Raw genomic sequence first — 15,759 nt, 5'->3', positions numbered from 1 at the left:
CTGCAAGCGCCGTGAATCGCGAAACAGATGGGAACTGTCTGTCAATGAATGAGTTACGGCGTCCCCTTTCCGGAACTTGTCGCGATAAGTTCTCCAGCGACCGCGACCTCTGGACGATGATTTATCCGGTCGAGTCGTCCGATCGTTCTGCGGTGCGGAGTCCGCGCCACGGAATGGGGGAGGTTGTCGGTTCATTCTGCTGAGTGGGAGTGAGCGTGCGAACTATCGCCGGGAGATTGAAGCATAGCTTGTCGGGTCTCCAGTTTCGGACGACCCTTCTGCTCACATTTGTGGTATTCGCCGCGGCCGGTGTGACCGCTGCGTCATCGCTCCGAGTTTCGACGCGCATCACCTTGGAACAGACCAAACGGCATGCTCGAGAGATCGCCAGGGCGCTGGCGACGACGACGCAGCGCCCGATCGCGGAAAATGATCGGGAGGATCTGCTCGAGATCGCGGCGAATTGCGTGAGCGGCGGTGAAGTGACCTACGTCATCTTTGCGGATGTCGCAGGAGAGATGTTGGCTGGATTTCAACGGGAGGCCGGTAACATCACGCGCTACCTCCTCGAAGACGTTAAGAAGGTGTCCGTCGAGCCGATTGACCACCCGCAACTGACGCAGGTGGATGGAAACGGGTCGCGAATCGACGTCGTGTATCCGGTCTATGGAAGCACGGATTCGGCTCGGCCCTCTGACGCCCGCCCGACGCTCGGCTATGTGCGAATCGGTGTGAGTCTCGACCACGCGGAGGCCCGCATCAGCGGACTCATCCGCGATACCGTCGGCTTGGCCATTGTGATCACGCTCCTGATGATTCCAATCGGTTACGAGGTTGTGCGAAGCCTCGTGTCGCCGCTTAACAAGATGAGAGACGCGGCCAGGGAACTGGCGGCCGGCCACCTCAATACGCGAGTCACGATTCGGCGCGACGATGAAATCGGCCATCTCGGATCGGCTTTCAACAGCATGGCCGACGCACTTGAGGAAACGCATGGCAACCTGATCCGGCTGAACTCCGAACTGGAAGAGCGAGTGAAGAAGCGCACCGCAGCGCTCGAACGTGCGAACCATCGATTCAAGGAACTGGCGGCGCTGGATTCGCTCACCGGCCTGTACAATCGGCGACACTTCAATGATCTGCTCAGCAAATTCTTCGCCGAATCGACGCGCTATCACACGGATCTGACCTGCGTGATGATCGATCTCGACAACTTCAAACGCGTCAACGATTCCCTCGGCCATCAACTCGGCGACGATCTGCTGAAGATGACCTCGCGGATCATCAAGCAATGCATCCGCGAATCCGATGTGGCCGTGCGCTACGGCGGAGACGAATTCATCGTGTTGATGCCGCAAACCGCGTCGGATGACGCAAGAACCTCCGCTGAGCGAATCATCGAAATGTTCCGCCGCGATCTGGTTCGGGAACTGCCCGAGGCCAGCATCGCATCGCTCAGCATCGGGCTGGCGAGTCGGGCATCGGATCAACCCGGAGAGCCCGAACAACTCGTGCAACTAGCCGATGAGGCGCTCTATCTCGCCAAGGCCGGCGGCAAGAACCGCATCACGGTGCTTCGCCCGGTTGTTAATTCCAAACGCTCAACCGTTTGACCCAACACGAGGTCGCAGAAGCGCCGATTTCGGCGGATCGGCAGACGATATCAGACGGCGTCGAATAATCCACACCGACGTCCGCTCCAACTGACTCTCGCCCGCCGACCTCTTCGTGTACACTGCCCAGTTTCGCTGCAAGCGCGTTTTCGCGATTGCGATCAATTGGGTGCATATTCAAATGGGTTGGCAGATCGTCGCGGTTTGTATGGGTTCATACCTGATCGGCGCTATACCGATCGGTTTATTGGTCGCGAAATCGCGCGGTGTTGACATCCGCCGGCATGGCAGCGGCAACTATGGCGCGACAAACGTCGGCCGTGTGCTCGGACGAAAATGGGGCATGCTGGTCCTGCTGCTCGATGCGATGAAAGGCGCGGCAACGTCGGTGTTCGCTGCCCCGTGCCTCGCGCTGTTTGGCGTGGAAATCTCGGAGGCCGTTCGCGATTGGCTCTGGCTCGGGACCGGCGTTTGTTGTGTCGTCGGGAACACCGCACCGATCTATCTACGCTTCAAAGGCGGCAAGGGTGTTGCGACGTCGCTCGGCGTCATTATCGGCATCTATCCCTACCTCACTTATTCGGCGCTCGTGGCGTTGATCGTCTGGATAGCCACCGTGCTGCTCACCCGCTACGTCTCGCTCGCGTCGATTCTGGCCGCGCTGGCGGTTCCGACGGCCCTCGCGGCGCTGTCGGGTCCGATGGAGTGGACCTTGTCGGACCATTATCCATTGCTGGGACTCACGCTCGTCGCAGCCGCAGTGGTGATTTTTCGGCATCGCAGCAATATCGGGCGTTTGCTCGCGGGCACGGAGTCGAAGGTCGGACAGTCCGGGTCGAATGCGATATCCCCGGGCGGAGCCGAACGGCCTTAGTTCCGACGACGACGCACGCTTCCCGATGATCCTGATCATCCGGTTCTCAGCGTCCCAAATTGGGGCGGCCCGGCCCGCACCGTTGGCGTGATTGCTTGAACCGCCGCATCCCCCGACGTAGACTGATCTGTACTCGATCCTCGCGCCGCAGCCGCCGCACAGCCTGCGCCGCGGCGGTACACGCTCGCGTAAGACCTCGCTGATTATGTCACCAAAGCCTGCCGGCCTGACAACGCCGTGGCTTCGCATTTTACACGATGCAGTGGAGCATGAAGAAAAGTGGTCCGAGCCGATTCGAGGCTCGTGACGGGGAGATTTGCCGTGAGAGTTCTGACAAACCGCTTCACGTCTGCCGTGTTCATGTTCACCGCCGCGACAGCCGCTTTTGCGCCGCTCTCCGGTTGCGATGGACTCGGCGGCAGTCCGATCATCCTGCCGCTGGGCAAGGTGACATCAGTTCAGCTCTTTGAGCAACCGAACTATACGGTCGCGCTGTCGGTCGAGACTGCGGTATTGAATCCCAATGCAGTCGCGCGCGTGAACTGGGTTTTCGGCGATGGCACCGGCTTCGTCGAGGGTCCGAGCGATCGCGCCACGATGACCCACCGCTACACCGCACCCGGAACCTATCCGGTGACGGCCTACATCTTCGGTGCGTCGGGTTTCGTCGATCAGATTGAAACCGACATCATCGTCGTCGACAACGACAACGGCAACGGCCCGGGCCCCAATCCCTCTCCGGAAGATCTTCCCGGAAACATCACAGCGCCGGTTCCGGTGAACAATGCCGATGGAGTGGCACTCGATGTCGAATTGCGGTGGAAGTCCGGAATTCTTACGGTCAGCCACGATGTGTATTTCGGAACGGACAAGGCGGCCGTTCAGGCGGCGAACAAGGCGGCGCCGGAGTTTCAGGGAAATCAACTCGCATCGAAGTTCCAGCCGCCCGCGACGCTGGATCCCGATACGTCGTATTTCTGGCGAATTGACGGCGTAAACGAACTGGGAACCACCACCGGAGATGTCCTGACGTTCAAGACTGCGCGGTCGCCTCAGAAGGCGCGAAATCCGTCACCCTCGAATGGCTCGAATTCGGCGCGCGTCAACGGCTCGCTGAAGTGGAGCGCCGGCAATCGCGCGACGAACCATGACGTTTACTTCGGCGATAATCAGACTGCCGTCGCTGGCGCGACAACCGACGACGACGTGTTCCAGGGAAATCAATCGGAAACCTCCTTCGACCCCGAGGATGAGTCTGCGGACGTACCCGGCGAATTGTTGCCCGACAAGGAGTATTTCTGGCGAATTGACGAAGTCGGCCCGGGCGGCACGACAAAAGGGGACGTCTGGAGCTTCCGCACGGCCGCCATGCCATTGAAGGTTTCCATGCCCGCGCCCATGGATGGTGAGACCGGCGTCGACATTCAGCAGGTCCTGACCTGGGTGGCGACGACGGACATCGAGGAATTCGAAGTCTACCTCGGAGTGGATGCGGTCGATGTGGCCGAGGCGGACCGAACCAGTCCGCTCTTCCGGACGAAGACCGGCATCACGACCTACGATCCTGATTCCCTGCTTGGTTCGATGACCTACTTCTGGCGCGTGGACTCCCTCGGCAAGGGCGGTCTGACCAAGGGTGATGTGTTCAGCTTCACGACCGCCGATCCACCCGGTTCCGTGGTGGGGGCTTTCTCGCCCTCCAACGGAGCGACAAATCAGGATATCAATCCGACGCTGTCCTGGAATGTGGGCGGCGGCGGACCGACGACGCTCTTCTCGATTTATCTCAGCACGACCGAAAGCGCGGTCGTGAATCGCAACGCCGGGGCGCTGCGGTCGACCCAGGACGTCGGCTTCACGACCCTCGGCATTGAGGAATCAAGCAGCCTTTCTCCGAACACACTCTACTTCTGGCGCGTCGTCGCGATCGGACCGGGCGGCCGGAACGACGGTCCGGTGCTGAGCTTCACGACCGGTACGAAGCCCGAGATCGCGGCCGGCCCGAATCCGGCCAATAACGCCAATGGTGTGGCACTCGACAAGACACTGTCGTGGTCCGTGGCCACGGGCGCGAATCGCTACGAAGTCTATTTCGGCACGGATCAAAGCGCCGTCTCGAATGCCGGCACCGACGATGCCGCGTTCCAGGGCCAGGTAAATTCGCCCGATTTCAATCCGGGACTGCTCGTCGGCAATACCCAGTATTTCTGGAGAATCGACGCTCGAGGACCCGGTGGCACGACCAAGGGTGTGGTCTGGCGTTTCAAGACCGCACCGGAAAAGGCCATGCTCCCCGCTCCGTTTGACAGCGCCGAGCAGATCGCGACTGATACGTCGCTGTCCTGGACTGCGGGTGATGGTGCCACCTCGCACGACGTGTATCTCGGGACCGATGCCGCGATGGTTGCGGCGGCAACAACGGCGTCCGCGGGCATCTTCCGGGTCAATCAGGCCGGAACAACCTTCACGCCCAACACGGAGTTGGCCGGCGCAACGACATACTTCTGGCGCGTCGATGAAGTCAACGCCGACGGCAAAACCAGGGGCGATGTCTGGATGTTCTCGACCATTGCCGGACAGGCGACCGACCCGTCGCCGGCCAATGGTGCCAGTGGAATAGCACTCACCCCGGCATTAGGCTGGACGGCCGATGCCGCCGCCGAATCGCACGACCTGTACTTCGGCGAATCATTCGCTTCGGTCAATGATGCGACGACCTCAAGCTCCGAATATCAGGGTAATTTCGCCCTCGGCGCGGCGCCGCCGTTCCAGCCGCCGATGGTGCTGAAGGGCCTGACATTCTACTTCTGGCGCGTGGACACGGTCACCAGTCAGGGCGTCCGCAAGGGCATGATCTGGCAGTTCCGCACCGGGCCGGGTCGTGCCACGTCGCCGACGCCGGCGAATTTCGCGACCGGCGTGTCGGTAAACACGACGATCTCGTGGACAGCCGGCGTCGGAGCCGTTTCGCACGATGTGTACTTCGGTACGAACATGTCCGATGTCGCGGACTCCGAAGTCGGCACGCTGCTGGGTGCGACAACACTTGTGAATGTTAACGTCACGGAGATCGACCCGGGCGCGCTCAGTCCGAACACCGTGTATTACTGGCGCGTGGATTCCGTCGCCTCCAACGGCACGACGCGAACAAAGGGGAATCTCTGGCGGTTCACCTCGATTGACATCCCGGCGCAGGCCGGCCCGCCGACTCCCTTCTCCGGTGCGACGAACGTCGCACTCAATGTCAGCCTCAACTGGGGCGAGGCCGCACGAGCCGAAAGCTACGATGTCTACTTTGGCACCGATCTGACGGCCGTGATGAATGCGACGACGGCATCCGCCGAGTATCAGGGAAATCGGACGGACCGCTCCTATCAGCCCGCGGGACTGGCGAATAACACGACGTACTACTGGCGGATAGATGCAATCAACTCCGCCGGCGTCCGAACCGGCTCGGTGTGGTCATTCACGACGGTGCCGTGATGATGCCGCGTCCGTCCGCGGCCAGAAGCTTCCGCACGCGCGCGGCCTGCTGCGCTCAGGCCTGATTCCGAAGCTCGGCGAGCTTGTGTTCGATGAGCTTGCCGACAAGCTTCGGGTCGGCCTTGCCCTGCGAGATCTTCATTACCTGTCCCCGCAGAAAGCCCGGAGCGGCTTTGGCCTTCCGCTCGTTGTCGCCGAGCGCGTCAGCCACGGCCTGCGGATGGGCGGCAAGCGCTTCATCCACCCATGCCAGGGTGGCGCTCGCGTCGCGTTCCTGAATCACACCCAACTCCTGGGCAACTTCTATCACAGGCCGATACCCGCCGGCGCGATCCTGGTAGATGCGCTCCGCCACCTGGGCGGCTGCTGTCGCGCTGATCGTGCCTTCCTCGACCAGTCGCGCCAGGTCGGCGGCGGTCTGGGCGGTGATGCCTAGCGAGGCGATCGTCTCTCCCACCGCTGCGGCGAGATTCTTCCAGATGCCGACGAACTGCTTGGTAACGATCCGGGGATCGACGCCCGAGCCGGCGGCCGCTTCATAAAGTGTCGCCGTCATGGCATCTGCCAGGACGATCTCACAATCCTTCTCCGACAGGCCGTACAGGTCCATGAATCGTTGCTGCCTGGCGACCGGCAGCTCGCCGATTGAACGGCTCAGCGTCTCGATGTCGGCGTCCTGCGTCGTGACCGGAATCAGATCGGGGTCCGGAAAATACCGGTAATCGTGCGATTCCTCCTTGCCGCGCTGAAATTCGGTGCGCTCTCGTTCGTCGTCCCAGCCGAAATTGAGCTTGCCCACCTTCTCAAGAGTGTAGTCGACATCAGACTGCCACGTGGTGACCTGCCGACGGATCTCGTAATCGATGGCGTGCCGAACCGAGCGAAAGCTGTTCAGGTTCTTGATCTCGCTGATCGGCGTGCGGTATTCGCGACCATCGTGATCAATAATCACGTTCACGTTCGGCTCAAACCGCATGTGGCCCTTCTGCATGTCGGCATCGCTGATCCCAAGAAACCGGACGAGTCGCTGCAATTCAACGCAGAACGTGTAGGCTTCCTCGGCGTTTTCGATGTCCGGCTGCGTGACGATTTCCAGCAGCGGCGTCCCAGCTCGGTTGAGATCAACGCGCGTGTGATCGAGCCCCTCGTGAATGTTTTTGCCCGCGTCTTCTTCGAGGTGAGCACGGAGAATGCCGACGCGCTTGAGCGAACCGTCCGCGAGCGGAATCTCGAAAAATCCGTCCGCGCAAAGGGGCAGATCATACTGGCTGATCTGATAGTTCTTCGGCATGTCGGGGTAATAGTAGCTCTTGCGATCCCATTTGCTGAATGGCGCGATGCGGCAGTTCAACGCGACACCCGCCCGGCGGGCCAGATCAACGGCGTGGCGGTTCATCACGGGAAGAGCGCCCGGCAAGCCGAGGCAGACCGGACACACCAGGCTGTTCGGTTCGGCGGCGAAACGGACTTCACACGGGCAGAACATCTTCGTGCGCGTGCGAAGCTGGACATGAATTTCAAGACCGATGATGGGGCGGATTTGCGTCGTCATTGCCGGGGATTATCGCGACCCGGCGCGGGTTTGTCGCGGGTTGCCGCGATCAGGCCGTCCCAGGTTGTGACTACGGCCGGTCAGCCGGTTACCCCCCGGGAATCTCGCGGCCGCTATGCAGGCTGAGGTAGAAAGATCGTGACGCTTGTGCCTTTACCCGGCTGGCTCTTGAGCAGCACCGTGCCGTGCATCGCGGCGACGGCATGCCGCACGATGGAAAGACCGAGACCCGTGCCGCGCTCGCCGGGCAGGCCGCGCTTCACGCCCGAACGCGCACGCTCAACTTGATAAAATCGTTCAAATACGCGATCCTGATCCTCCTTCGGAATGCCGCAACCGTCGTCGCGCACCTCGATCGACACCGAAGCGCCCAGCCGCGCGCAGCTCAGCCAGATGTGGCCGCCTTTCTCCGTGAACTTCACCGCATTGCCCACAAGATTGTCCAGGACGAGTTGCAGCAGACGGCCGTTGACAACGACATCGCGACAATTCTCCGGACACACCATGTCCCAGTGCAGCCCCTTCGATTTGACTGCGCTCAGAAAGCGGGTCTGAAGATCGGCGAGGAATTCGTCGAATTCAATGACCTCCGGATGAAACTCCGTCGCGGCCGATTCCAGCCGCGACAGATTCAGAAGGTCGTTGACCAGTTCTTCCAGTCGAAGCGTGTTTCGCGCGATCACTTGGATGAAGCTCGTTGCGGACGCTGGATCGTCGGCCAGGCTCATCTGCTCCAGTGTCTCAATCGACGCACGGATCGTGGAGAGCGGCGTGCGAAGTTCATGCGATGCATTCGCAACGAAGTCAGTCTTCATGCGTATCGTCTTCGTAAGCTCCGTGATGTCCGTCAGGACCACGAGCCGCCCGGAGATCTCTCCCACATCGTCACGATCTGTCGAGGGCAGGCCGATCTCAGAGCAGCGCGCCAGCAGATGAACCGGGCCTGCGGTTCGCTCAATTTGGAGCCGTAGTTCCTTGACATTCGGCTCGACGGTCGGACCGCGATCATGTCGGGCATCGGCCGCGTCCGAGCCGGCAATGTCGCGCACCTCGTTTGAGCCGACCAGAAACTCAACCAGTTCCGTCTGCGTAACGCATTCACCCACTGGCCGTCCGACCAGCAGGTCCGGATACAGCCGGCTGGTCGCATTCAGTTGTCCGCCCGCGACCGCTGTATCAACTCCCGGGGGCGGCGGGCTGCCAAGCAGCCGGCACGCTGCGTCATTCATGAGGACGATTCGCCCGTCGGGACCTGCGACAATGACGCCCTCGCTCAGGCTGCGGATGAGATTCTCCAGGTTCTTGCTCTGACGCTCGATGGTATTCACTTTTCGCGCGATTGACTCACGCATCCGGTTAAGCGATCGGGCAACCTGGGCAATCTCGTCATTGCCCGCGACATCGATCCGGGCTGAAAGATCCCCGCGCGAAAGTGTCCGGGCCGTCTCCGTGATGCGCTGCAATGGATTACTCCAGATATAGGCCAAACCCAGCGCCAGAAGGATCGCCGCGGCAAGGCCCACCGCGCCGGTCTGCCAGATCAGCCGTGTCATCGTCGCTGTCTGCGCGGTGATGCCGCGAACGGGCATCGAGACGCGAACCGTGCCCAGCGGAGATCCGTTCGGGCTCTCGACGCGCGCTGCAACATACTTCATGTCGTGTTTCACCGTGGCGGACCAGCGTTCGGACTCACCCTGGCCGCGCTCCAGAGCGCACACGATCTCCGGCCGCGTCCCATGAGACTCCATCAAATGGGGGTCGCCCTCCGTATCAGCGAGCACCCGGCCGTCCAGCGCGACAACGGTCACGCGAATCGCGGCGAGATTCAGTCTGTCGATCTGGCGAATCGCCGATTGCAGTTCTGAATGCCTCGCCGGTTCGAGGAGCGGAGCCAGTTCCGCCTTCAGGGCGGCCGCCTGCTCGAACAGCCGGTGTGTAAGGTTGGACCGGTAAGTGCTTTCAACTTCGCGAACGATGAGGGCGACCGATGCGCCGAGAACGCCGGCGATGAGCAAGGCGTTGCCGAGGAACAGCCTCCAGAAGAATCGACCGGGTAGCTTCAAGTTGGGGCTCGCTCAATGTATGTCAGGCGATAGTGTAGGAGTCAAAGCGCAAATCGTCGATTCCGCGATTTCGGCGCGGCATGGCCCGATTCGGTAATGTCGAATTCGAGATTCGTTCGATTGCGAAACCAGGCGCGCCGTTCGCTGTGGACCGTCCTCATTCCGCGGTCGGCGATCGGAAGCAATAGCCGACCCCGCGTACTGTCTGGATCCACCCGGCGTAGTCCGCTCGGGGGTTTGCCGCCGACAGTTTCTTGCGAAGGGATGTGATGTGTACGTCGATGGTCCGATCAAGGACGACCGCGCCCTGCCCCAGCACCCGGTCGATCAGGGTCCCACGATCCAGCACCCGGCCGCTCGCGCTCATCAACGCGGCAAGGAGGCGAAGTTCGGTCGCCGTGACGCCCAGCGACACTCCCTCCAGCTTCAGTTCGTGGCGGTTGCGGTCGAGCGAGAACGGGCCTCCGCGGAGAATCTCCGGGTCATTGCTCGGGATTTCACCGCGGCGCAGCATGGCCGCGACGCGCGCGGTCAGAACCTTCGGCGAAAAGGGCTTCGTGACATAATCGTCCGCGCCGAGTGCAAAACCCACGAGCTCGTCCGACTCCTCCGCCTTCGCCGTCACCATGATGATGGGAATCGAAGCCGTCGCGGGGTCGCGGCGAATCTCCTGCGCGACCTCGTCCCCGGATTTTGCCGGCAGCATCCGATCCAGCACGATCAGATCGGGTGGATCGCGCCGGATTTCGACGAGGGCGCTGTTGCCGTTATCGACCCGGCGCACGTCAAACCCTTCGCGCTCCAGATTAAAACAGACGGCCTTGGCCAGATCGTCCTCATCCTCGACGACCAGTATCGACTTTCGCAGCCTCGCATTGTTGGACATATATGCTTGCTCAACCATGACTGATTGTCGGGCGGTAATCATAATCTCTCTGCATCTTCCATTCAGTCGGAACGCCCCGGCTTCTTCTTGCCCGCCGACTTCGTGTGTCTGCCGGTTCGTTCAGCGATCCATGACTCAGCCACCTGGCTGAGCCGGGCGGCATCCGGGTTTCTTATCAATGACTCGTATGCCTCGCGCAGGAAAACGGCCGCGTCGGCTGACCGATTGTTCAGCACCGGCGCAGCGGCTCGCAGGCGCTCGCGAATCGCATCAATTCGGCCCGGGTCGTTGCCGATCGAATTCGCATGACCTCGACCCAGCAGCGTTCCCATCAGCCGAGCCATCTCTTCAATCTCCCGCGGCCTGTTCAAATCCTTGGCTGAGGGCTCCTTGGAATAGGGGCTCTTGGGTTTGACGAGACAAGGCACGCCGCCCATCACGACCGCGCCAACCCATTCCGAATGGTGACATTGAAGTGGCACGTGAGCGGCGGCGACCGCCTCCGCACGATTGGCGCCCGAGGCTGGCTTGACCAGTCCGACCCGTTCCGCGGCCGGTGCGGGCTCCTCTTTGAGTTGCAGGATCATCATGTCCGCGCCCGGACCGCCGTTCGCCTTCAGCAGGACGAGAAACTTCCGAACGCCCTGGCTGCCGCTGCTGTCCAGCCGCGTCCAACGCACCACATCCAGCACCGCCGAGTCGAGCTCGCGGGCATCCTTGATGCCAATTTGCCGACGTCGGGCTGCTGCTGACTCGCCGTCAAAAAATCCCCGAAGCGACGAAACAACGGCGGACCGCGCGTCGGAATCGACTGTCTCGTTGATGTCGGCGACTCGGCCCTTCTTAATGACTACGTCTCTAAACCGTGTACCATCGCTACGATCGACGAATCTCCCGAAGTACTCGGCGGCGTCGGTTTCTTCGGCCTTCGCGAGTAGCGCCCGGACGACCGGAAATTCAGACCGAAGCCGTTCGTCCGGCACATCGCCGCACAGCCCGCTCGCATAGCCGTCGCACAACTGCTCGCTGACTCTTTCCCACTTTTCATCGGAAAGCGTGATGCCGTTTTCGATTGCGGCGAATCGCAGCGAAACCGCCGCCCGCAAGAGATCAAACGCGAAATAACCGGCGCACGTCTCGTCGAGATCCACAAGCGAAAAACACAACTCGCCGGAATTGCCGCCGATTCGATAGGTGCCGATGTTCCCCGCGTGAATATCTCCGTGGAGTTGAACCACGCCGTCCCGGTCTGCTGCCCATTCAGTGCAATGTTCACGGCACCACGAATAAAATAGATCCGCGGTGCCCCGAAAGAAGTCGTTCGGTCCGCGGCGCAGACTGTTGATTCGGATCGGCAGGGCGTTCGGGATGTCCGTCGACAGATGTGAATTCATCCGCTGAAGCGTTCCGAGAACCTCATCGGCGTCGGCATGCTGCGAGACCGCAGCAAATGCCATCATTGCCGCGAGCAAGGCGACACGCAAGTTTAGGGCGTGGCGGGCGAGCCGGGTTGCGTCGCGATTTCGGAAAGTCATCGGTGGCATCTTACCGCCGCGGTCTGCCGCGAGTAATTCCGCTCACAATAAGTTTTCGTTAAACCCTGGCCGAACGAATGATCGACGGGCGAATATTCGCCAGGCCGGAGCCTGGTATGTGTCACCCGGCTTCCTTCACTTGCAGCTCCCGCGGAATTCCACAGCCCCGGCGATCTCGCGAACTCTCCCGCGATTCATGAAAACTTAATAATTCGATCATGTTCGTCACACAGCCCACGTCTAGTCTCCCCCCTCCAGTAGGCCGTGCTTGCTCGAAGGGGAAAGAATCGAGCCTTGCGGTGCCCGTGGCTGGCCGCAAGGTCGGCTGGGGCATGAGGCGTGATGGACTGTGCCCGGGCCAACTCGGGCACAACGCAGATCGTGTGATTCCATTGTCGAGGTGCGTATTGATGATGCCGAAGTCATCGCAGGTTTCCATGTTGCATCGCCGGGCCTTCACGTTGATCGAGCTTCTGGTCGTCATCGCGATCATCGCGATTCTCATCTCCATTCTGCTGCCCGCTCTCGGTGCCGCGAGGGAGCGCGGACGTGAGACGCAGTGCAAGGCGTTTCTCGCGCAGTTCGGCAGCGCTTTCCTCGGCTACTCGAACATGAATGACGAGTTTCTCTGCAGCGGATCGTTCGATCCGGAGGTCGCATCGGGCCGCGACGGCCCCGTCGATACCGTCGGATGGGTTGCCGACCTGGTCAATTCAAACAGCGGCTTCCCGGGTAAGATGCTGTGCCCGTCCAATCCCGCACGCTACAACCAGAAACTCGGTCCCAACGGAGGCACCTACGGTCCGGATCAGGCTCGCGATCTGATCGATCGAGGCTACAACACGAACTACACCCAGTCCTGGTACATGGGCCGCACAGAATATAACCCCGCCTCCGGCGGCGGCAGCCTGCGAAGCCTTGAGGTCACATTCGGCGCGCTGAGTCTCAGCAGCCTCAAGAATACGCAGTCCTCGCGAGTCCCCCTCATCAGCGACGGACGCACTGATCCAACGGATTACGTACTCGGTGAACGCGCCGTAAAGACCATGACGGACGGTCCCTTCGCCGGACCGTACGGCACCCAGAATTTCGTGGATTTCGGCCCGGCTCACGGAATGGGTTCCTTCAATCCGCTCAAACAGCACAATCGGATTCGCGCCAATGTCCTCTTTGCAGATGGTCATGTCGGCAGCTTTACGGACCGGGATCGCGATGGCGAATTCGGAATCCTGACCACGACCACGCCACACGGTCAAAAGGACCTGAATAACGAAGTATTCGACGGCGTCTTGAGCATCGGCCGCCGCTCAAACAGCCGGTTTGAGTTGCAGTGATTGATCGCGCGTGGGCGCGGTCTGTTCGCCGAGGGTGTCATTGATTTGGCATCATCGCTATAACTCGATGGGGGACCGGCCGGGTAATGGCGAATTCGCCGAATCACGAGAAAGCCGTCGCGTGCGGGGCAGCCCCCTGCGATTCGGCCTCACTCGTTGTCCCGGCTGATCAATCCGCGGATTCGGAGTCCGGATACCACGCGAAGACGGCCCCGCGGTGCGCGCCGTTTTACGGCTCCCCGCGTCCGGCCGTCCGCGCAGTGAACCGGCTAAACGATATCGAAGTGAAAACGCCGAGTGCAGGATTAATCAAAATCAGCAAATGAAGGGAGTGGATTGATGAAGAAGCGGTCAAGATGGTCGGTATTCGCCTTAGGTTGTACCATCATTGTGGCGGTCGGCATCACGATGCCGGCCGGCTTGTCAGCCCAGGTCGTGATTAACGAGGTGTTCGAAAACCCACCCGGTACTGACGCCGAATGGGAGTACATCGAACTCTACGGTCGGCCCGGAATGGACCTGACGGGTTACGCCATCGGCTTACTCAAGGGCGGACAGGATTTCAATCGCAACGGCGTGATTGATCCGGGAGATGTCGTCCCGGAGATCGACGAGGCATACTCCCTCGACGGGCTGACGCTCGGCTCCAACGGCTTCCTCGTGCTTTATAACGACACGCTCGGTTTCTCCAATCTCATTGACCTCAATCTCATTCCCCCCGCGACTACTGTCGTGAGTTTCACGGCCGCTCACATCCCCACAAGTCCGGACACGGCCGGCGGCCTCGACGACAGCGGGTCGTCCACCTATGTGCTTGTGCGCAAACGGACGCATCATTCCATCGACGAATTTGGCGCGAGCGTATATGGCCCCGGCTATGCTTTTCACAAGGACGTGCGACACGATGTCAACTTCGACGACCACGTCGATTTCGGCACCGAAGTCAATACGATCAACACCGGCGAACCCGCGGCAAACGTCGAACACTACCAGATGGTGGACGACTTCGCCTGGTCAAACCAGGCCGGAAAGGAATATGTCCGGGATCCGCAGTGGGAGATCAGCGACACGCCCGGGGTGAACCCCGACGCCATCAGCCGCTACCGATATTACATCGTAAACCCCTATCGCGGCTATCGATCCGTTGGAAACGCGCTTGCTCCCTTTGAGATCAAGCCGACAACCATCGCGGACGAGTCGTTTATCTACGGCGAAATCGCGAATGTCTTCCCCGGCCCGACTTTCCTGCAATACAGCTCGGCGATGGATCTCCTGACCGGTCATCCCCTCACGAAGGGACCGACCGATTCGACCGCCATCCGCTTCACCGGATTTTGCGATCCCGAGCCGGACGATTTCGCGAATCCAGGCTGTCTGCCGAATGCGAGCGGGGCCTACGAATTCACGGATATCAACATCGTCGGCTTCAAGCTGACGCCCGGAATCTTCAACGATCATCCGACGGACGCGAATCGAAAGCAATTCCGGTTCACTCGCGGAGATTTCAACTGTGACGGCGTTGTCAATCAGATCGATCGGCGACTGATTGAAGACCGCGTCGGCAATACACTCGACGACACCGAGCCGGACGTCTACGATCCCACGCCGGCCAGCCCGAACAGTGGCGATGAAGTATCCTACGACCGCTACCTCCGACAAGGCGTCGAATTTCAACTCACGGCAATGATGCGGGAAATGGACCTCACCGACGGTCCAGGAGGCACGAACGCCGCCGCGATCACCCAGGCGGACGTCGATGCGTTTCTGCTTGAGTGCCCGGCTTGCGGAAACGCCGAAACACCGCCCGCCGTTCGGATCACCGAGTACATGTACAGCGGCGCCGGTGGCGAATTTGTCGAATTCACCAATCTCTCGGGCGGCGCCGTCGATATGACCGGCTGGAGTTACTCCGACAGTGCGAACCTGCCGGGGCAGGTCGATTTGTCCGGGTTCGGCATTGTTCAGCCCGGCGAGTCCGTCATACTTGTCGAGTCCGATCGCGCGCAGTTTGCCATCGACTGGAACATCATCGGCTCAAAGATCATCGGCCGACTCGATGTGAACCTCAGCCGGAACGACGAGATCAATCTCTACAACGCAGCCGGCGTCTTGGTGGATCGACTCACCTTCGGCGACCAGAATTTCGCCGGCACGATTCGCACCCAGAATTTCTCCGGCTGGCCCTGCGACGTCGCCATCGGCGCGAACGCGATTGCGGATTGGCGATTGTCGCTCATTGGCGGCGATGCCCAGAACTCTCGATTCTCCGCGAAAGGCGATGTCGGCAGCCCGGGCTCATTCACGGTCAGCGATTGTTCCACGACCATTCCCAACGGTGCCTGCTGCACGGCCGGAATCTGTTCCTCCCTTCCGGGTGTGACACAGGCCTACTGCCAGGCGACGGGCGGTGTCTATCAGG

At 60.8% G+C, this 15,759-nt stretch carries 8 protein-coding genes and 1 pseudogene; 5 read left to right on the top strand and 4 right to left on the bottom strand.

What is annotated here, in order from left to right; all coding sequences use genetic code 11:
• Positions 1-215 precede the first annotated feature (215 nt).
• The 3 genes from KF841_04580 (at position 216) to KF841_04570 (ending at position 5,970) form a co-directional block, all read left to right on the top strand.
• Positions 216-1,613, top strand: a complete 1,398-nt coding sequence (locus KF841_04580; protein MBX3394625.1) for a diguanylate cyclase — start codon at positions 216-218, stop codon at positions 1,611-1,613.
• A gap of 208 nt (positions 1,614-1,821) precedes the next feature.
• A complete protein-coding gene (gene plsY / locus KF841_04575) occupies positions 1,822-2,487 on the top strand; it encodes a glycerol-3-phosphate 1-O-acyltransferase PlsY (protein MBX3394624.1) in 666 nt (221 codons plus the stop codon).
• Positions 2,488-2,808: 321 nt separating this feature from the next.
• Positions 2,809-5,970: a PKD domain-containing protein gene (locus KF841_04570; GenBank protein MBX3394623.1), complete on the top strand. Its 3,162-nt coding sequence runs from the start codon at positions 2,809-2,811 to the stop codon at positions 5,968-5,970.
• 55 nt (positions 5,971-6,025) lie between these two features.
• Here KF841_04570 and gatB read toward each other — a convergent pair whose 3' ends face one another.
• The 4 genes from gatB to KF841_04550 form a co-directional block, all read right to left on the bottom strand.
• The gene (gene gatB, locus KF841_04565; protein MBX3394622.1) at positions 6,026-7,522 is read right to left on the bottom strand and encodes an Asp-tRNA(Asn)/Glu-tRNA(Gln) amidotransferase subunit GatB; all 1,497 of its coding nucleotides are present in this window, start codon (positions 7,520-7,522) and stop codon (positions 6,026-6,028) included.
• Positions 7,523-7,635: 113 nt separating this feature from the next.
• The gene (locus KF841_04560; GenBank protein MBX3394621.1) at positions 7,636-9,585 is read right to left on the bottom strand and encodes a HAMP domain-containing protein; all 1,950 of its coding nucleotides are present in this window, start codon (positions 9,583-9,585) and stop codon (positions 7,636-7,638) included.
• Positions 9,586-9,742: 157 nt separating this feature from the next.
• Positions 9,743-10,471 (bottom strand): response regulator transcription factor, encoded by a 729-nt coding sequence (locus KF841_04555; protein ID MBX3394620.1) that lies wholly within the window; start codon positions 10,469-10,471, stop codon positions 9,743-9,745.
• Positions 10,472-10,533: 62 nt separating this feature from the next.
• Complete coding sequence (locus KF841_04550; protein ID MBX3394619.1) at positions 10,534-12,006, bottom strand: DUF2252 family protein; 1,473 nt, start codon at positions 12,004-12,006, stop codon at positions 10,534-10,536.
• 410 nt (positions 12,007-12,416) lie between these two features.
• Here KF841_04550 and KF841_04545 point away from each other — a divergent pair, with 410 nt between their 5' ends.
• Both KF841_04545 and KF841_04540 read left to right on the top strand, forming a co-directional pair.
• On the top strand, positions 12,417-13,340 hold the full coding sequence (locus KF841_04545) for a prepilin-type N-terminal cleavage/methylation domain-containing protein (GenBank protein MBX3394618.1): 924 nt from the start codon (positions 12,417-12,419) through the stop codon (positions 13,338-13,340).
• Between the two features lie 339 nt (positions 13,341-13,679).
• A pseudogene (locus tag KF841_04540) lies at positions 13,680-15,632 on the top strand (lamin tail domain-containing protein).
• Positions 15,633-15,759: the final 127 nt, after the last annotated feature.

The organism is Phycisphaerae bacterium (genome assembly GCA_019636475.1).
In the GTDB taxonomy this organism is placed as follows: domain Bacteria; phylum Planctomycetota; class Phycisphaerae; order UBA1845; family UTPLA1; genus JADJRI01.
The sequence above is the reverse complement of the archived record's forward strand: the minus strand, read 5'-3'. Positions and strand labels throughout refer to the sequence as shown.

Coding starts and splice junctions, on each gene's coding strand:
- plsY (MBX3394624.1), top strand. CDS start 1,822: ATGGGTTCATACCTGATCGGCGCTATACCGATCGGTTTATTGGTCGCG.
- gatB (MBX3394622.1), bottom strand. CDS start 7,522: ATGACGACGCAAATCCGCCCCATCATCGGTCTTGAAATTCATGTCCAG.
- KF841_04555 (MBX3394620.1), bottom strand. CDS start 10,471: ATGTCCAACAATGCGAGGCTGCGAAAGTCGATACTGGTCGTCGAGGAT.
- KF841_04550 (MBX3394619.1), bottom strand. CDS start 12,006: ATGACTTTCCGAAATCGCGACGCAACCCGGCTCGCCCGCCACGCCCTA.
- KF841_04545 (MBX3394618.1), top strand. CDS start 12,417: ATGATGCCGAAGTCATCGCAGGTTTCCATGTTGCATCGCCGGGCCTTC.